Genomic DNA, 19,281 nt, shown 5'->3' with positions numbered 1-19,281 from the left:
GGGGAGAAGTGGAATCGTTTGAAGCATTACAATTCAACGTTCTGAAAAAATTGGAAGATGTAAAGGATCCTGAAATTCCCTTGGTAAGCGTAATCGATCTTGGGATGATTTCGGATGTGCAATTGGGAAGGGATGGAAGTGTGAAAATTAAAGCGCTTCCTACCTTTGTTGGTTGTCCCGCATTAGAAATTATTAAGAAAAATATTAAAGAAGCTATTCAAATGGTGGAGGGAGTAAAAGATGTTGAGGTGGAATTCGTGTATGACCCTCCTTGGACATCCGACAGAATTTCGGAAAAAGGAAAAGAAAACCTAAAACAATTTGGAATTGCTCCACCGCCAAAATTTATAGAAGAAAAGGAACTATGGGATGTAGAATGTCCGTATTGCGGTTCCCACTATACAACAATGGAGAATCTGTTCGGACCAACAGCATGCAGAAGCATTTTATACTGTAAAAGCTGCAAAAACCCATTTGAGGCTATGAAGCCGATTTCTAATTTAATGTAAATAAGAAGTCGGCGCTAGAGCTAGACAATTGAAACTAAAAAAAAAGAGAGGATGTATGCCCATGTATAAAATGATCGCTTTATTTAAAAAACCGGAGGACACTGAAAAATTTGACCGATATTATTTCGAAACTCATATCCCAATAACAGAAAAAATACCAGGACTTAGGAAAGTAGAAATTACAAAAATGTCGGGGTCAAGCCCATATTATTTAATGTGCGAAATGTATTACGACAGCAAAGAAGCTTTTAAAGAGGCATCAAAAACAGAGGAGTCAAAGGCATCAGGAAAGGATGTTATGGACTTTGCGGGCGATCTTGTGACATTCATGTTTGGTGAAGAAGTCAATGGCTGATTATAAGTACATACAAGTTGAGACGAAAGATCAGCTTGGCTTGGTCATGCTTAATCGTCCTAAGGTACTGAATGCGTTAAATCGCCAAATGGTTTCAGAGATTGTTCAAGCATTAGAAAGCTTCGAACAAAATGACCGTATTCGTGTAATGGTTGTTTACGGTAACGGCAGAGCGTTTGCGGCGGGAGCGGATATTGACGAAATGGCAGTCGATAATCCAGTTAGCCTTGAACTTCTAAACCAATTTACCGAATGGGATCGGCTTTCTTTATTGAAAAAGCCAGTTATTTGTGCAGTGCACGGATTTGCCTTAGGAGGCGGCTTTGAATTAGCATTAGCTTGCGATTTATTGTTTGCAGCGGAGGATACTAAATTTGGCTTTCCTGAGGTCAATTTAGCGGTTATGCCTGGAGCGGGTGGGACGCAAAGGCTCACAAAGTTAATTGGAAAAACGCTAGCCTTAGAATGGCTTTGGTCAGGAGAAATGAGAGAGGCAGGAGAAGCCAGCCGGTTAGGAATTGTAAACAAACTATTTCCTAAAGAAGTGCTAATAGAGGAAACAATTAAATATGCGCAGATGCTTTCTAAGAAGCCACCGCTTTCTCTGCGTCTCATAAAGGAATCGGTTTCAAAGGCAGTGGATTATTCCTTATATGAAGGAATGCAATTTGAAAGGAAAAATTTCTACTTACTATTTGCATCTGAGGATCAAAAAGAAGGTATGAATGCGTTTATCGAGAAGAGAAAGGCAAATTTTAAGGGCAGGTAAAGGTGGGGTATGGATGTTTGATACGATTCTTTATGAAGTAAAAGATCATGTGGCATGGATCACGATGAACCGTCCACAAAACTTAAACGCATTTAACAGCAAGATGAAAGAGGAAATAACGAAGTCTATTAAACTGGCAGCAAATGATAAAGAAGTAAGGGCTATCGTTATTACTGGTGCTGGGAGAGCATTTAGTTCCGGTCAGGACCTGCAGGATGTAGAAGTGGATACCGATTATGGTGAACTAATAAGAAAATACTATAATCCGATGATAAGGCAAATCGCTTCAACAGAAAAGCCGATTATTGCAGCTGTAAATGGAACAGCTGCCGGTGCGGGTATGAGCCTTGCTTTAGCTTGTGACTTTAGATTAGCTTCATCAAAAGCGAGTTTCATAGAAGCCTTTATCCATGTTGGCTTGGTTCCTGATTCCGGCAATTTTTATTACTTGCCAAGGATGGTGGGGCATGCAAAAGCAATGGAATTAGCCATCTTAGGGGAAAAAGTTTCAGCAGAAACGGCAAAAGAATATGGATTGGTTACCAAAGTAATTTCGATTGAAAATTGGGATGAAGAAGTAGAAGCATTTGCCCTAAAGCTAGCAAACATGCCAACGAAAACAATCGGGTTGATAAAGAGATATATGCATCAAAGTTGGGAATCCAATCTTTATGAAATGCTGGAAAAGGAAGCCTATGCCCAAAAAATCGCCGGGCAAACGCTTGATCATAAAGAAGGGATCGCAGCCTTCCTGGAAAAAAGAAAGCCTCATTTTCTAGGAGAATAAGGAGGTAAATCGGTTGATACAAAATATTTCCGTAATCGGCTCTGGTGTAATGGGAAGGGGAATAGCTTATACCGCTGCTATTAGTGGATTTTTCGTGCAGCTATTTGATGTAAATGAAGATGCACTTTCCCATGCCCAGGCAGAAATAGAAGGGATTTTTTCGAAAGGAATCGAGCGGAAGAAAATTACTCCTGACCAAATGACCATGGCAAAAAATAATCTATTATATGTGACAGACTTTAAAAAAGCTCTCGGGTCCGCCGATTTAATCATAGAAGCAGTTCCGGAAAAAATCGAAATTAAGAGACAGGTATTTGAAGAGATGGATGCAAATGCCCCGGAGACTTGTATTTTTGCATCCAATACTTCAACAATGAGTCCAACAGAATTAGGTTCTTTTACAAAGAGACCAAATAAAGTGATTGCCATGCATTTCTTTAATCCCGTTCATAAAATGCCTCTTGTGGAAATTATTAAAGGATTGGAAACAGATGAAGAGACGGCGAATCAAATCAAATCTACTGCTGAGCAAATGGGGAAGGAGACCGTGATCGTAAATGAATTCCCGGGTTTTGTGACAAGCAGAATAAGCGCCTTAGTTGGAAATGAGGCATTTTATATGCTACAGGAAGGAATTGGTTCACCACAGGATATTGATAAAGCGATTAAGCTTGGATTGAATTATCCAATGGGCCCATTTGAATTAGCTGATCTAGTCGGTCTCGATACAAGACTGAACAATCTTCAATATTTACACAAAACACTCGGTGAAAAGTATCGTCCAGCCCCGCTGCTTATTCAGTATGTGAAAGCAGGACGTCTTGGCAGAAAAACTGGCAAAGGGGTATACGATTACACCAATAGGAGTGATGGTTAATGGAAACGATCGTCATTGTAGATGCAGTACGTACTCCGATTGGAAGATACAAGGGCGCTTTAAAAAGCATCCGTCCAGATGATCTGGGTGCCATTGTCATTAAAGCATTGGTTGATAGAAATCCAGGACTTCCTATTCAAGAAATAGAAGAGGTCGTGTTTGGGAATGCGAATCAAGCTGGGGAAGATAATCGCAATGTGGCGAGAATGTCCGCATTACTAGCAGGCTTGCCGGTTGAAACTGCAGCAACCACGATTAATCGTCTTTGCGGATCCGGACTTGATGCGGTTAATTATGCAGCAAGAGCCATTGCCTTAGGAGACGGGGGAATTTTTATTGCAGGCGGTACGGAAAGTATGACAAGGGCACCTTTTGTCATGGGGAAGTCAGAATCCGAGTTCCCGCGAGGTAATACCGAGCTTTTTGATACAACGATTGGCTGGCGTTTTGTGAACCCGCGTATGAAGGAGATGTATGGGACAGATTCGATGCCGGAAACTGCGGAAAATGTCGCCAAAAGGTTTAATATTTCCCGGGAAGAACAAGATTTGTTTGCTTTTGAAAGTCAAATGAAGGCGAAAAAAGCTGTATCCGCAGGGGTGTTATCCCGAGAAATCGTCCCTGTAACTGTATCCGATAAAAGAGGGAATCAGATGGAAGTTTCTTTAGATGAACATCCTCGGCCGACAACAACACTGGAAGCATTAGCAAAACTAAAGCCGTTATTCGCAGGGGGAACCGTAACAGCAGGGAATTCTTCTGGTGTGAATGATGGAGCTTCTGCCCTTTTAATGATGAGTGAAAGAAAGGCAAAAGCTCTTGGCTTTAAACCGTTAGTAAAATTCCGGAATGGTGCAGTGGCAGGACTTGAGCCGGCTGTAATGGGGTTAGGGCCAATTTATGCAACAAGAAAATTGTTAAAAAGAGCAGGTGCTTCTATAAAGGACATTTCATTGGTGGAACTGAATGAGGCATTTGCTTCTCAGTCACTGGAATGTATAAAGCAAATGGAAGTAAATCCGGAGATTGTGAATGTAAATGGCGGTGCCATTGCTTTTGGGCATCCACTAGGTGCCAGTGGAGCAAGAATTTTAACAACATTAATTTATGAAATGAAACGAAGAAATGCAGAATTGGGACTTGCGACGATGTGTATCGGTGTTGGTCAAGGCATCGCAACGCTTGTTGAAAATATATAGCTAGACTCTGTCAAGCTACAAGTGAAATTGGCACTTTAAATTTCACCAGCACCTATCGGCTAGCGGATTTCTCCGTCTTCTCCCAACGATAAGTCAACATCAGTTGAAAATGGAAGTGCTATTTTCACTTGTTCGTGAACTACCTCACTGTGTTTCCTTTATCTCAGTCGAAAACTACGAAATCCGTACGCCGATAGGCAAGGCGCTTCTGCTTTTCTAATTTGCTGTTCATTGTCGAAAAGTTGTGAATTTGATAGAATACAAACACTAACAATTTTGAGACGAAAGCAAATATACAATAAAAAGGTAGTGAAAATATACATGAACAGCAGTTTAAACACAAGATCAATGATATTTACCCTGTATGGTGATTATATTCGGCATTATGGAAATGAAATTTGGATTGGCAGCTTGATCAGGTTATTAAAGGAATTTGGACATAATGAGCAATCTGTCAGGGCTGCCATTTCTAGAATGTACAAACAAGGCTGGGTAGATTCAAGAAAGGAAGGGAATAAAAGCTATTATTTTTTAACTTCACGCGGGATTGATCGGATGGATGAGGCGGCAAAACGTATTTTTAAGCTCAATCCGGAAAAATGGGATGGAAAATGGAGAATGCTGATTTATTCCATTCCCGAGGAAAAAAGAAATATACGTGATGAGCTCCGTAAGGAATTGCTGTGGAGCGGATTTGGTTCCATTGCAAACAGCAGCTTTATTTCCCCTAATGATTTAACGAAGCAAGTTTATATGTTAATAGATAAATATGATATTAAAGAGTATGTCCATTATTTTATAGCAGAATATAGCGGTCCACGGGAAAATCAGACACTTGTTAAAGAGTGCTGGGACTTAAACGACATTAATGAACACTATAAAACATTTATCGATTTTTATTGTAAAAAATTCTCCCAAGATAAAAAGAAAATCGCTAAGAATCAAATGACACAGGCGGAGTGTTTTGTGGAAAGAACAAAGCTTGTCCATGAATACAGAAAGTTTTTATTTATTGATCCGGGATTACCGGAGGAATTGCTTCCTAAAAAGTGGTTAGGAAACAAAGCTGCGGATCTATTTACTGAATATTATCGGGAACTTACAGAACCGGCATGTTACTTTTTTGAAGCTGTTTTTAAAGATGGTAATGAAATAAAAATGAATGAAGAATATGATATGTTTCATCATCCTCTTATTATAGAAGAATAGTAAAGGCGGTTTTCCGTCACTTGGTACAAATTTAATGCAAATTAGGCTACGGGGCATCTTTTCTTATAAAGTTCAAAGCAACAAGGTTAAGAAAAGAGCCATTGTAAAATGAACTTTCGGGGGCAGTCTCATGAATCAAGTAACAACAATTCTCGGTATTGAGAGACCAATTATACAAGGCGGAATGGGGAATATTAGCAATGCTAAACTTACTGCTGCAGTTTCTGAGGCAGGGGGCTTAGGAACCATTGGAACTGGCACAATGAATATAGCAGAAATTGAAAACATTATGGTAGAAACAAAGCATTTAACCAAAAAGCCCTTTGCCGTAAATATTCCCGTTTCCGTTCATCCGGAAGCAGCTAAAATAGTAGAACTTATTATAAAACATGATATTCCAGTAGTATCCTTATCGGCTGGCAACCCAGCACCATTTATTCCACTCTTTCATGATAAGCATGTTAAAGTGATGGTTGTCACAGCTAGTGTGAAACACGCCAAAAAGGCGGAAGAAGCCGGAGCGGATATCATTGTAGCGGAAGGCGTGGAGGCAGCTGGAATAAACTCTCCCTATGAAACAACAACGATGACCTTGATTCCGCAGATTGTTGATTCTGTAGATGTTCCTGTTGTTGCAGCAGGAGGAATTGCAGATGGCAGAGGGATGTTAGCTGCATTTGCGTTAGGAGCACAGGGGGTGCAAATGGGAACAAGATTTGTAGCTACGAAGGAAGCTCCTTTTTCAAAAGAATATAAAAAGAGAATAATAGATGCAACAGACCACAGTACCGTGGTAATAGGGAGATCTTTAGGAAGAGTAAGAAGGGTATTAGATGGGGAGTATGCTAAATCAATTTTATGGAAGGAAAAAAATGGTTTAACGATTGGGGAATATGAAGAACTAACAACGGAAGAATTTCATTGTAACGGAGCTTTAGATGGAAATGAACAAAAGGGATTTATGAATAGCGGTCAGATCGCTGGCTTAATTAGAACAATTCCAACCGTTAAAGATGTAATCGATTCGATGTTGAAGGAATACGAACAGCAGTTGAAGTATTTAACTAACCTAAATGTTCATAAGTAAAAAATATGATAATGGAATTTTTTAAATATTTTAAATTGAATTGACCGAATATAGCATAAAATGTTAATATAACGTTAATTAAACGTTAGCTTTTATTTCGTAATAGGAAAAGCGGAGGCGCCTTGTTCATCGGCGTACGGATTTAGTAGTCGCTCACCTCGAGATAAAGGAAACACAGTGAGGTTGTTTACGAACTGATGTTGACTTATCGTAGGAGGGAGACGGAGAAATCCGCTAGCCGATGGGCGCTGCAGCTAGACAGAGTCTGTACATGATAATAAAAGCTTTTTTAATGCAAACAATCATGAAGAAATGAAACCGTTTTCAGTGGGGGAGGAATGTAAAAAAACTAAGCTTTTATTACAGCTAGGTGTAGTCATTCTTTGTTTATAGGATGAAGGTACAAAAATTTCTAGTCAAATAGGTTTTACATGCAATTCTCATTCAAAAAAATATTTTTAAAGGGGTATTGGAATGATGAAATGGAAAAAAACCGCTGTTGTATTATTAAGTACCATTCTACTAGCTGCTTGTGGTTCCAAAACATCGACGCCTTCATCATCGGGGGGACAAGCAAATAAGGGAGAATCAAAGGAAAAAACATATACCATCGGGGTTACCCAGATTGTCGAACATCCATCACTAGACGCTGCATTTAAAGGTTTTAAAAAGGCAATAGAAGATGGTGGAATAAAAGCCGAATATAAAATACAAAACGCACAAGGCGATAATAGTGCGAATACCTCAATCGCAACAAATTTAGTTAACTCAAAAGTTGATCTCATCTTCGCAAACTCTACACCAAGTGCTCAAGCAGTAGCAAGTCAAACAAAAGATATTCCGATTGTCTTTACTTCTGTCACGGATCCAATAGGGGCAAAGCTTGTTTCTTCTATGGAGAAACCGGGCGGAAATATTACAGGAACAATCGATACCCACCCAGAAGCAATTCCAAATACCTTGAAATTTATGAAAGAAAAGCTAAATATTACGAAAGTTGGTATGGTTTATAATTCCGGTGAACAAAATTCACGTGCACAAGTAGATAACGTAAAGAAATTAGCCGGCGATATCGGCCTGACAATTAAGGAAGCTTCCGTCGCAACTTCTGCTGATGTTAAACAGGCTACCGAATCATTAGTAGGAAAAGTGGATGGATTATATATCATTTCTGATAATACCGTCGTGTCCGCTTTAGAATCGGTTATTTCTGTCGCCAATAAAAATAAGCTTCCAATGATGGCTGCCGAGTTTGATTCCGTTAGAAAAGGGGCTTTTGGGGCATACGGCTTTGAATATTATGATATTGGTTATGAAGCTGGACAAATGGCAGTCAAAATATTAAAGGGTGAAAGCAAGCCTTCAGATATTCCTGTTCAGGTTCCGCAAAACCTTAAGCTAGTCATAAATAAAAAGACAGCAAGCACCATCGGTATTGACATTAAAGATGATTGGAAAGCAGAAACTACTGAATAAATAGGAGATGGTTCAATGTTTGGAACGATCTTTGGATCACTTGAGCAAGGAATCATCTATGCGATTCTAGCACTTGGAGTTTATCTTTCCTTCCGGGTGCTGGATTTTCCTGATTTAACGGTTGATGGAAGCTTTGTAACCGGTGCAGCAGTTGCGGCAACGATGATTACCTTTGGGTATAATCCTATTTTAGCTACTGTTTTGGCCTTAGTTGCCGGTTTTGCTGCAGGATGTATTACCGGACTTCTGCACACAAAAGGAAAAATAAATCCACTCCTTTCAGGAATTTTAATGATGATTGCCCTTTATTCTATCAATTTACGTATTATGGGACTCACTACTGAAACCTCTGTAGGAAGACCCAATATTCCTTTATTAAATTCAGATTCCGTTTTTACAATATTCGGGAAAATATGGGCGCCGCTAGGCATTGATAATTGGCTAAATAATCTTCTTGGAAAAATAGGAGTGCACTATGTTCCATCCACATGGGGGACTCTCGTCCTAATGCTGATTGTAACCTATATAGTAAAAAAGTTTGCCGATTGGTTTTTGCAAACAGAGGTTGGCCTTGCAATAAGGGCTACAGGTGATAATCAGAGAATGATCAGGAGCTTTTCAGCTAATACAGATTGGTATATTGTACTTGGTCTTGGAATCTCCAATGCACTCGTAGCATTTTCGGGTGCTTTGATTGCCCAATATTCGATGTTTTCCGATGTCGGAATGGGAATCGGGATGATCATTGTTGGTCTTGCTTCTGTTATTATCGGCGAAGCAATTTTAGGTACGAAATCAATTATAAGAACGACATTGGCCGTTATTTCTGGTGCCATTATATATCGTATCATACTTGGCGTTGCGCTTAGATGGAATGTTTTGGATACAGGAGATATGAAGCTTATTACTGCAATCATCGTAATTCTGGCATTAATACTGCCGAAGGTTATCGAAGCACAGCGTGAAAAGAGAAGAAAATCGAGGCGTCATGTCCAAAGGTTGGCAGCTTCACAAGCAGATGTAAGGGAAGAGGGGGAGACAAGTGCTACAGCTCAATCAGATTAGCAAGCTATTCAATGAATCTACCCCAGATGAAAAGATTGCCTTAGACCAAATTAATTTAAGTTTAGAAAAAGGGGATTTTGTGACAGTAATCGGAAGTAACGGGGCGGGGAAATCTACTTTGATGAATATGATTTCAGGGGTCCTTACTCCCGATATTGGTACTGTCCATATTGATTCTGAGGATGTTACGAAATTACCGGAATATAGAAGAGCGAGATTAATCGGAAGAGTATTTCAAGATCCAATGGCAGGAACAGCCCCATCTATGACAATTGAAGAGAATTTGGCAATGGCATACTCAAGAAATCAAAAACGAAGACTGCGAAGAGGTGTGGACAAAAAGAGAAGAGATTTCTTTAAAGAATCCCTGGCAATTTTACATTTAAATCTTGAAAATCGGTTAAACGCTAAAGTAGGTTTATTATCCGGAGGTGAAAGGCAGGCTCTTTCATTATTAATGGCCACTTTTACACACCCATCTATTCTTTTATTAGATGAACATACTGCAGCGCTTGATCCTTCAAGAGCGAAGCTAATTACGGAGCTGACTAAAGAGCTTGTTGAAAAAGATAAACTGACGACTATAATGGTGACGCATAATATGCAGCAAGCATTAGATCTTGGCAATCGCTTAATTATGATGGATAAAGGTCAAATAATTCTAGAAGTGAATGAAGAAGAGAAAAGAAACCTTACGATAGATCAATTAATGGCAGAATTCCAGCGGATTCGAGGTGCGAAAATGACCAGTGACAGAGCTCTTTTGTCAGTAGATTAATAGACATAAGGTTTTAGCTGTTAATAAAGAGGTGATGTAATGAAGAAAGGAATGGAAATTGGTCAGACTGCTTCCGTTTCATTTGAAGTAACACCGGATATGTTTGCTCAATTCGAGGGGAATGTAGTCCATAAGGCATATTCAACTGTTTCCATGGTATATCATATGGAATGGGTGTCACGGCAAATCATTCTCCCTTATCTTGAAAACCATGAAGAAGGAATCGGAGGCGCAGTACAAGTAAAACACATTGCCCCGACAACAGAAGGAACGGTTGTGAACGTAAAGGCAACATTAACTGAAGTAATCGATAATGTAATCATTACTAAGACGGAAGCGTGGACAGAAAAAGGGTTAATTGGGAAAGGGGAGGTAAAACAAGTTATCCTGCCTAAAACTCAAATTCAGGAGAGACTAGAAGCTTCAATAATTTGAAATAGCGGTGGCAGAACATGAAATTGGCTATCTGGCCAATTTCTCCCCATCTAACTTCGGACATCTAACTCTCAATCTATAACCTCCAGAAAGGGGAGAATATGAATGGATTTATTTAATGAGATTAAAAGCCATGAACAAGTTGTATTTTGTAATGATGCAAGAACTGGATTAAAGGCAATTATCGCAATACATAACACAACACTTGGACCAGCAACTGGCGGATGCAGAATGTATCCTTATAAATCCTTTGAAGACGCACTAAATGATGCATTGCGGCTTTCAAAAGGAATGACCTATAAATGTGCAGCAGCGGATTTAGATTTTGGAGGAGGGAAAACCGTTATTATCGGTGACCCTGCAAAAGATAAAACACCAGAATTGTTCCGATCCCTTGGCCAATACATTGACTCCTTAAATGGGCGTTATTATACGGGAACGGATATGGGAACAACACCTGAAGATTTTGTTCATGCCATGAAGGAAACAAATTGTATTGTCGGGTTACCGGAAGAATACGGTGGCAGCGGTGATTCCTCCATTCCTACTGCACATGGTGTTATCTATGGTATTAAGGCTACAAATGAGGTGTTAGATGGTTCCCAATCCATTGGAAATAAAACATATGCAATCCAAGGTCTTGGAAAGGTTGGCTTTAAAGTGGCGGAACAATTATTAGCAGAAGGTGCCAACCTGTACGTTTCGGAAATTAATCAGCAGTCGATTGAGGCATTAATTAGACGAGGCAAAGAAATCGGGAATGAATCAATTAGGGTCGTTTCTGGAAGTGATATATATGGAGTAGAAGCAGATATCTTTGTTCCATGTGCGCTAGGCGGAATTATTCATGATGAAACGATTGAACGATTAAAAGTAAAAGCCATTGTCGGATCAGCCAATAACCAATTATTAGACGATCATCATGGTGATGTTTTATTAAAAAAAGGCATCCTTTATGCTCCTGACTATATTGTCAATGCTGGAGGGCTAATTCAAGTATCAGATGAATTATATGGACCAAATAAACAAAGAGTGATGAAAAAAACAAAAGCAATTTATACTTCATTGCTTGAAATATATCGTACTGCTGAAAATGAGCATATTTCTACTGTTCAATCTGCAAACCAATTTTGTGAGCAGCGTTTAGAAGCAAGAAAACACCGCAATAGTTTCTTTTCACATCATAAACGTCCGAAATGGGAAGTAAAGCACTAAGTCTTGTATGGTTAATCCTGCAAAAGAGAGGATGTGTGGGAAGTGAAGGAATTTCAAACAAAGCAATATTTAGATGAAAACGGAAGGATTTTAAATGGGGAATTAAAAGAGTTGATTACAGATGAACTAGCTCGCATCTTATATGAAAAAATGCTATTAGTAAGAACCTTTGACCGCAAAGCAATTAGCCTGCAAAGACAGGGAAGACTCGGAACATATGCCCCTTTCGAAGGGCAGGAAGCAGCTCAAGTTGGAAGTGCATTTGCCTTGCACGAGCAGGATTGGCTTTTCCCTACTTACCGAGACCATGCGGCAAGCATAACCTTTGGTCATTCTTTAACAACTATTTTTCTTTATTGGAATGGAAGGGTGGAGGGATGTGTGCCGCCTGATGGAAGAAGGATTTTTCCTCCTGCAGTGCCAATCGCAACACAGCTTTTACACGCCACCGGTGCGGCACTAGCAGAAAAGTGGAAACACACCGAAAATGCTGCAATTGTTTATTTTGGCGATGGGGCAACATCTGAAGGTGATTTCCATGAAGGCTTAAACTTTGCCAGTGTGTTTAAAGCACCAGTTGTGTTTTTTAATCAAAACAATCAATATGCTATATCTGTTCCTATTCACAAACAAATGAATTCGGAAACCATTGCCCAAAAGGCAGTAGCATACGGTATACCAGGTGTCCGAATTGATGGAAATGATGTTTTTTCCGTCTATTTTGAAACGAAAAAAGCATTGGATCGTGCAAGAAATGGGGAAGGACCAACCTTAATCGAGGCTGTCACCTGGAGATATGGTGCCCATACAACCGCAGATGATCCGACCAAATATCGTAACCAAGAGGAAAGCAAAGTAAAACGGGAAACGACAGACCCTATCCTTCGTTTAGAACGTTATCTAAAAAATGAAGGATTATGGGATGAAATCTGGTTAAATCAATTACAGAAAAGAATAGATGATAAAATTGAATCAGCAATCAAAGAAATGGAAGCGTTCCCAAAACCGGATGTAAAGGATTTATTCGATCACGTTTTTGCTGAGCCAACCTGGACCATTCAAAAGCAGAAGGATGAATATTACGAATACTTAAGAGGGGTGAGAAGGTGAGTATAGATGTCATGAAGACCCAAAAGCTCTCTTTAGTGCAGGCGGTTACAGATGGATTACAAACGATGATGCGTGAACGTAAGGAAATAATTGTTATGGGGGAGGATGTTGGCCGTAATGGCGGCGTTTTCCGTGCAACAGATGGACTGGTCGATGAGTTTGGAGAAGAACGAGTTATTGATACACCATTAAGTGAAGCAGGTATTATTGGTACAGCCATTGGACTTGCGATTAATGGTTTTTTGCCTGTCGCGGAAATTCAGTTTCTTGGTTTTATCTATCCGGCATTCGAACAAATCATGACACATGCAACGAGGATACGAATGAGGACGATGAGCAAATTTCATGTGCCACTGGTCATTCGTGCGCCATATGGAGCTGGGGTAAAGGCACCCGAAATACATTCAGACAGTATGGAAGCTCTGTTTACTCATATGCCAGGTATTAAAGTTGTTTGTCCTTCCAATCCATATGATGCTAAAGGTCTCCTTATTTCTAGTATCGAGGATCCGGATCCGGTGCTTTTCTTGGAATCTCTCCGTTCCTATCGAGCTTTTAAAGAAGAGGTGCCAACCGGCAAATATACGGTAGAAATAGGAAAGGCGAATCTTCTAATGGAAGGGGAAGACATTACGATTATTGCTTGGGGTGCAATGGTACCCGTTGCCATGAAGGCTGCTGAAAAAGCAAAGGATGAGGGAATTGGTTGTGATGTCATTGATTTACGTACCTTATATCCGTTAGATCATGAACAGATTAGCGAATCGGTGCAAAAAACAGGCAGAGTGGTAATTGTTCATGAAGCACATGTAACAAGCGGTTTAGGTGCAGAAATTATTTCCGTTATTCAGGAAACTTCGTTTTTATATTTAAGAGCTCCGATTGAAAGGGTTGCCGGCTTCGATGTACCCGTACCTTTTTATTCGTTAGAAAACCACTTTTTACCTAATGAAGGAAGGATTACAAGGGCAATTGAAAAGGTAATGCATTTCTAACTGGAAAGAAGGTGATGATGTTGGTAGAAGTAAAGCTGCATGACATAGGAGAAGGAATGACAGAGGGGGAAGTATTAACCTACTTCGTAAAAAAAGGGGATCGGGTAAAAAGTGATCAACCTCTTGTAGAAGTACAGACGGATAAAATGACGGCTGAGCTTCCTTCTCCTATATCAGGTATCGTTCGAGATATTTTAATAGAAGAAGGAACAAATGTAACAGTTGGGACAACATTATTAATCATTGATACGGAAGAAATACATTCAGATTCTTCACATAGACCGGAAAAACCGTTGCCAAAAAAAAGAATTATCGCGGCACCGCATACAAGAAGAATTGCCAGAGAGCTTGGCGTAGATATAGAACAAGTTGTAGGAAGCGGCCCTATCGGAAGGGTGACGGATGAGGATATTTATAAATTTGTCAGTAAAGCTGAAAATCCTGCACCTCCGCTAGTTGAAGAAATAGAGGAAGCACCGAAACAAATGAAAATATCACCTATAAATCCGGTGGAAATTCCGTTTAAAGGAAGAAGAAAGCAAATTGCTGCCAAAATGACGAAATCACTGTATACGATTCCACACGTTACACATTTCGAGGAAGTCGATGTGACCAACTTACTTTCTTTAAAAAATGAATTAAAGGATGATGGCACAAATATCTCAGTAGCTGCATTTTTTATCAAAGCAATATATTTGGCATTAAAGGATTATCCAATCTTTAATTCAATTTTGGATGAGGAAAAGGAAATTATCCAATTGAAACAGGAATATAACATTGGAGTTGCGGTAGATACAAAAGAAGGGCTAATTGTTCCGGTTATTCATCATGTTGAACAAAAATCGCTTAAAACCATCCACCAAGAAATGAAGGAATATATTCAAAAAGCGCAAGATAATAAACTTACAAGAGAAGACATTACTGGCGGAACGTTCACAATAAGTAATGTTGGCCCGCTTGGGGGAATTGGAGCAACACCAATCATCAATTATCCAGAATCCGCGTTAGTTGCATTTCATAAAACGAAAAAGCGACCAGCAGTAATAAACGATGAAATCGTTATCCGTTCCATTATGAATATATCTATGTCCTTTGATCATCGTGTGGCGGATGGAGCAACAGCTGTTGCGTTTACCAATCGGCTTGTGAGTTTATTAGAGAACCCTTCAAAAATGCTTTTAGAATTGAAGTAAAATAAAACGTTTAAGTTTTTTGTTAATTACTTTCAATTTAAAGGTAGAATCAGGTGAATCAAGAATATAAACGCATTGAAATTTACTGATGAAGTCACAAGAACACTTGCAAAACCTTGATGAAAGACATTATCCATGAAACACAACCAAATTTTGTTCTTCATCGCCCTGATGAAGGACATTCTTTTTGTTAAAGAACTGAGTAATGTCCTTCATAACCATGATGAAAGACATTATCCATGATACACAACCAAATTTTGTCCTTCATTGCCCGGATGAAGGACATTCTTTTTGTTAAAGAACTGAGTAGTGTCCTTCATAACCATGATGAAGGACATCATTTTTGTAAAAAAACAGAGTTTTGTCCTTCATAACATGGTATTTGTATATTAGAACATTAGCTAATTTCAGTACTAATATTAAATTAAAGCTTTACTGGATTTTTATGTTAATACCAAGGAGATACGTTATTAAATAACGAATCAGTTGGGTGGAAGGAGAGGATTGGATGATTAGCGAAATAATAGCGGAGGTAATGTACAAAAAGGGGGATAAAAAGTGGATTTATTGCTTTGGATTACTGTTGGCTTTGTCGCAATCGGATTTGTTGACCTAGCTTTTATAACTAGAAATATGAAAAATAAGTTCCATCAAAGTTTAGCTACCCGATCCATAGTTTGGAGGATAGTGGGGACTACAATTTGGGGGATAGTGAGTATCATTCTTATTGTGTGGTGGTTTCTTGACCACTTTGGATAACGGTTGGTTTCATCTTTATGAGGAAATGTAAACAATTGGTGCTTTACTATAAACAAATGGATTCCTGGATTGTCCCAATGACAGCTCGTAAACCTTCTGGTGACGGAAGTAATGAGGAAGAAAAGAGACGAAAATCAGACTTGAGAGGTTTAGTTCAAGGAACGATGTTGAAATGGTGAAATTTCAAAAAAAATGCTTAGGGCAAAATAGCCCCAACCATTTTTTCTTTTGAATATAAAACTACACTTCAAATTTCACTCACTCGTACACCAGCGGAGTCGCCTACGCTTTTTTATTGAGGAACAAACGCTAGCTGAAGGATAAATAAAACAGCAAATAAATATACAAGCACATGAACATCGCGCCATTTTCCTTTTACAATTTTTAAAATAGGATAAGAAATAAATCCAAGTGCAATACCCGTCGCAATGCTAGATGTTAATGGCATGGTTAATATAATTAAAAACGCAGGAAATGCTTCATCAATTTCTTTCCATTTAATATTGGCAACACTGCCTATCATTAAGCTTCCTACTATAATTAATGCAGGTGCAGTAATGGCTGATAATCCGGATACCGCACTTACTAGTGGACTAAAGAAGGAAGAAATAATAAAAAGTACCGCAACAATGGTTGTAGTTAATCCTGTACGGCCACCGGCAGCAACACCAGATGTCGATTCAATAAATGCGGTTGTTGGACTCGTTCCGAAAACAGCACCAATCGTTGTGCCGATAGAATCTGAAAGTAATGCCCGACGCGCACGCGGCAATTTTTTCCCTTTCATTAGACCAGCTTGTTCGGCAACCCCTACCATCGTTCCAGTTGTATCAAAAATCGTTACAAGCAAAAATGAAAAGACAACGGCATATAAGCTGTGGTGGATAACATCACCGAATGCAGATATTGGGTTATCAATCATAAAATGTGGAAGAGAAGGCTTTCCGACAACGCCTTTATCAAACTTTAATTTCCCAGTGAAAAATGCAATAATTCCAGTAATGATCATGCCAATAAATAAAGCACCAGGAATCTTTCTTGCAAATAAGATTAAAGTAATAGCAAGTCCTACTAATGAAAGGATCGTTAACGGATCATGCAAATCTCCAAGTTTAACTAAATTTTCTTTGTCCCCGATAATAATGCCTGTTTGCTTTAATCCAATAAATGCGATAAAAAGTCCAATACCAGCAGTTATTCCGTGTTTTAAGTTATCCGGAATAGCTTCAATAAGCTTTTGGCGGAAAGGAGTTAACGATAAGATAATAAAAATGATCCCAGCAACAAATACTGCAGAAAAAGCAGTGGTATAAGTTATATGTCCATGATTGCCGACAACGGAATAGGCGAAATACGCATTCATCCCCATCCCAGGAGCAATGGCAATCGGATAATTAGCACATAGCGCCATCCATAATGTCCCTATTACAGTGGCAATAATAGTCGCCATAAATACATCATTAAATGGCACACCCGCATCATGAAGAATAACAGGATTCACTACCACAATATATACCATTGTTAAAAATGTAGTAAAGCCTGCGAGAACTTCCGTTTTCACATTGGTGCCATTTTCTTGTAATTTAAACATAAAATACCTCCAAAACACGAACGATTAAAAAACACAATTTATATATTATTCGTTTTTAATTGAATAGGCAATAGTTTTTATAGTAGTTTTTCCTATTTTCATGAAAAAATGTTCCTTAAAGATGTTGCCATATTTTTAATTTCTAAAGTTAAGATGCGTGCAATTTGGATCATTCATGTTGCTGATTATAAAAGGTATTCCAAAACAAAAAAAAGGCCCGCATGTGCCTTTTTACATAAAAATATTAAGAATATAATATACAATCGCTGAAAATATGGCGGTAATTGGTAAAGTAATAATCCATGTAAAAACAATTCTTTGAGCAGTATCCCATTTAACCCCTCTTACGCGGTGTGCAGTACCTACTCCAAGAATCGAGGAGGAAATAACATGAGTGCTACTTACAGGAAGGTGAATAAATGTTGCACCAAAAATAATTAAGGCGGAACTTAAATCTGCAGCTACACCATTGATAGGTTTAATCTTCATTATTTTTCCGCCAACTGTTTTAATAATTTTATATCCGCCAATAGATGTTCCTAATCCCATTGCTGTCGCGCAGGCAATTTGGACCCACAAAGGGATACCGGTCCCTTTAATCATATGACTGGAAATTAATGCCAATGTGATAATACCCATTGATTTCTGCGCATCATTTGTCCCGTGGCTATATGATTGAATGGCAGCAGTTAAAATTTGAATTAAGCGGAATTTTTTATTAGTCTTTGCTAAATTTAAGTTTTTAAATGCTACTTTGAAAATACTATAAATGATAAATCCTATAACAAATGCAAGAATAGGTGAAATAATTAAGGCTTCAAGTATTTTAAGAAATCCTTTGTATTTAATAGCAGAAAAGCCTGCAGCTGCAATGGCTGCACCTGCTAAAGCACCTATAATGGCATGGGAGGAACTGCTGGGAATTCCAAAATACCATGTAATTAAGTTCCAAGCTATCGCAGCTATTAATGCAGCCAGTATGACGATGGCTCCATTATGGATGGTATATGGGTCCACAATATCCTTTGAAATGGTTTGAGCTACCCCTGTGAAAGTCAATGCTCCAAGAAAGTTCATACATGCCGCAAGTATAATAGCATGCCTTGGTTTTAAAGCCTTCGTTGAAACTGAAGTTGCGATCGCATTTGCAGTATCGTGAAAACCATTAATAAAATCGAAGCCAAGAGCAAAGATGACTGTTAACAAGGTTATAATAAAGACACTGTCCATTGCGTACGCTCCTTATGCGTTTTTCATAATGATGCTTTCAAGTATGTTTGCGACACTTTGGCAATCATCTGCAATCTCTTCCAAATTTTCATATACCTCTTTGTATTTAATTAAACGGATAGGATCCTTCTCTTTTTGAAAAAGCTCCTTAATAGATTCGCGTAAAATATCATCACATAAGGATTCATATTCCTTGATTTTGATGGCATGCGGACGCATATTAGGCAGTTTTTTGTTGAAAAGAAATTCAATCGCTTTTTCAATTTCTTTCGTACAATTCCGAATTGCTTCTACAAATTTATACATATATTCATCCGCATGAAGGATTACATATACTTCAAATATGTAGGCACAATGTTCAAGTCCGTCCAGGACATCATCCAGAACATTTGTAAGAATAAGCAAATCTTCTCTCTCTATTGGTGTAATGAATGCATCGTTCAGTTCCATAATCATTTCATGAACGTATGAATCCCCTTTTGTTTCATACTCTTTCATTTTTTGCGCAAATTCTTTCAAATCGCTCTCATCATTTAATTTGTAATCAGCGAAATAATTAGCACTTTCATGTAAATTTGCTGCAATGTTTTCCAAAAGAACGGCAAACTTATCCTTTTTATTTTTAAATACCATTACCTAACC

20 protein-coding genes are annotated in these 19,281 nt (G+C 38.7%); 17 read left to right on the top strand and 3 right to left on the bottom strand.

Going from position 1 to position 19,281, the window contains the following annotated elements:
• Positions 1-8: 8 nt before the first annotated feature.
• The 17 genes from paaD to NSQ59_RS19665 all read left to right on the top strand — a co-directional run bounded on the left by paaD (position 9) and on the right by NSQ59_RS19665 (position 15,997).
• Positions 9-509 (top strand): 1,2-phenylacetyl-CoA epoxidase subunit PaaD, encoded by a 501-nt coding sequence (paaD, locus tag NSQ59_RS19745; RefSeq protein WP_055740973.1) that lies wholly within the window; start codon positions 9-11, stop codon positions 507-509.
• A 61-nt stretch (positions 510-570) separates the two neighbouring features.
• Entirely contained in the window at positions 571-864 is a 294-nt protein-coding gene (locus tag NSQ59_RS19740) for an EthD family reductase (protein WP_055740972.1), read from the top strand.
• On the top strand, positions 857-1,633 hold the full coding sequence (locus NSQ59_RS19735; protein WP_055740971.1) for an enoyl-CoA hydratase-related protein: 777 nt from the start codon (positions 857-859) through the stop codon (positions 1,631-1,633). The genes NSQ59_RS19740 and NSQ59_RS19735 overlap by 8 nt, the downstream gene beginning before the upstream one ends.
• A gap of 13 nt (positions 1,634-1,646) precedes the next feature.
• Positions 1,647-2,420: an enoyl-CoA hydratase-related protein gene (locus NSQ59_RS19730; protein WP_055740970.1), complete on the top strand. Its 774-nt coding sequence runs from the start codon at positions 1,647-1,649 to the stop codon at positions 2,418-2,420.
• Positions 2,421-2,433: 13 nt separating this feature from the next.
• On the top strand, positions 2,434-3,297 hold the full coding sequence (locus NSQ59_RS19725; RefSeq protein ID WP_055740969.1) for a 3-hydroxyacyl-CoA dehydrogenase: 864 nt from the start codon (positions 2,434-2,436) through the stop codon (positions 3,295-3,297).
• Positions 3,297-4,496, top strand: a complete 1,200-nt coding sequence (locus tag NSQ59_RS19720; protein WP_055740968.1) for an acetyl-CoA C-acyltransferase — start codon at positions 3,297-3,299, stop codon at positions 4,494-4,496. The genes NSQ59_RS19725 and NSQ59_RS19720 overlap by 1 nt, the downstream gene beginning before the upstream one ends.
• Positions 4,497-4,817: 321 nt before the next feature.
• Entirely contained in the window at positions 4,818-5,705 is an 888-nt protein-coding gene (gene paaX, locus NSQ59_RS19715) for a phenylacetic acid degradation operon negative regulatory protein PaaX (RefSeq protein WP_055740967.1), read from the top strand.
• A gap of 130 nt (positions 5,706-5,835) precedes the next feature.
• A complete protein-coding gene (locus NSQ59_RS19710; protein ID WP_055740966.1) occupies positions 5,836-6,792 on the top strand; it encodes an NAD(P)H-dependent flavin oxidoreductase in 957 nt (318 codons plus the stop codon).
• Positions 6,793-7,266: 474 nt separating this feature from the next.
• On the top strand, positions 7,267-8,268 hold the full coding sequence (locus NSQ59_RS19705) for an ABC transporter substrate-binding protein (RefSeq protein WP_055740965.1): 1,002 nt from the start codon (positions 7,267-7,269) through the stop codon (positions 8,266-8,268).
• A 15-nt stretch (positions 8,269-8,283) separates the two neighbouring features.
• Positions 8,284-9,333 carry an ABC transporter permease gene (locus NSQ59_RS19700; protein ID WP_055740964.1) on the top strand — a complete coding sequence of 350 codons (1,050 nt, stop codon included), beginning with the start codon at positions 8,284-8,286 and terminating at the stop codon, positions 9,331-9,333.
• A complete protein-coding gene (locus tag NSQ59_RS19695; protein ID WP_055740963.1) occupies positions 9,311-10,111 on the top strand; it encodes an ABC transporter ATP-binding protein in 801 nt (266 codons plus the stop codon). The genes NSQ59_RS19700 and NSQ59_RS19695 overlap by 23 nt, the downstream gene beginning before the upstream one ends.
• A gap of 39 nt (positions 10,112-10,150) precedes the next feature.
• Positions 10,151-10,546, top strand: a complete 396-nt coding sequence (locus tag NSQ59_RS19690; RefSeq protein ID WP_055740962.1) for a thioesterase family protein — start codon at positions 10,151-10,153, stop codon at positions 10,544-10,546.
• 105 nt (positions 10,547-10,651) lie between these two features.
• Entirely contained in the window at positions 10,652-11,761 is a 1,110-nt protein-coding gene (locus NSQ59_RS19685; protein ID WP_055740961.1) for a Leu/Phe/Val dehydrogenase, read from the top strand.
• Positions 11,762-11,803: 42 nt separating this feature from the next.
• Complete coding sequence (gene pdhA, locus NSQ59_RS19680) at positions 11,804-12,871, top strand: pyruvate dehydrogenase (acetyl-transferring) E1 component subunit alpha (RefSeq protein ID WP_055740960.1); 1,068 nt, start codon at positions 11,804-11,806, stop codon at positions 12,869-12,871.
• Positions 12,872-12,882: 11 nt separating this feature from the next.
• Positions 12,883-13,866: an alpha-ketoacid dehydrogenase subunit beta gene (locus NSQ59_RS19675; protein WP_055741284.1), complete on the top strand. Its 984-nt coding sequence runs from the start codon at positions 12,883-12,885 to the stop codon at positions 13,864-13,866.
• Positions 13,867-13,880: 14 nt separating this feature from the next.
• Positions 13,881-15,059, top strand: coding sequence for a dihydrolipoamide acetyltransferase family protein (locus NSQ59_RS19670; protein ID WP_055740959.1), 1,179 nt, complete (start codon positions 13,881-13,883; stop codon positions 15,057-15,059).
• Positions 15,060-15,835: 776 nt separating this feature from the next.
• Positions 15,836-15,997, top strand: coding sequence for a hypothetical protein (locus NSQ59_RS19665; protein WP_163258579.1), 162 nt, complete (start codon positions 15,836-15,838; stop codon positions 15,995-15,997).
• Between the two features lie 113 nt (positions 15,998-16,110).
• Here NSQ59_RS19665 and NSQ59_RS19660 read toward each other — a convergent pair whose 3' ends face one another.
• The 3 genes from NSQ59_RS19660 to NSQ59_RS19650 form a co-directional block, all read right to left on the bottom strand.
• Entirely contained in the window at positions 16,111-17,409 is a 1,299-nt protein-coding gene (locus NSQ59_RS19660) for an NCS2 family permease (RefSeq protein ID WP_126649170.1), read from the bottom strand.
• A 231-nt stretch (positions 17,410-17,640) separates the two neighbouring features.
• Positions 17,641-18,639, bottom strand: coding sequence for an inorganic phosphate transporter (locus tag NSQ59_RS19655; RefSeq protein ID WP_340832465.1), 999 nt, complete (start codon positions 18,637-18,639; stop codon positions 17,641-17,643).
• Between the two features lie 12 nt (positions 18,640-18,651).
• Entirely contained in the window at positions 18,652-19,272 is a 621-nt protein-coding gene (locus NSQ59_RS19650) for a DUF47 domain-containing protein (RefSeq protein WP_055740955.1), read from the bottom strand.
• Positions 19,273-19,281 lie beyond the last annotated feature (9 nt).

Origin of the sequence: Margalitia sp. FSL K6-0131, from assembly GCF_038008735.1 — a bacterium.
Lineage (GTDB): Bacteria > Bacillota > Bacilli > Bacillales > Bacillaceae_C > Margalitia > Margalitia shackletonii.
This window is presented reverse-complemented; position numbering and strand designations above follow the sequence as displayed.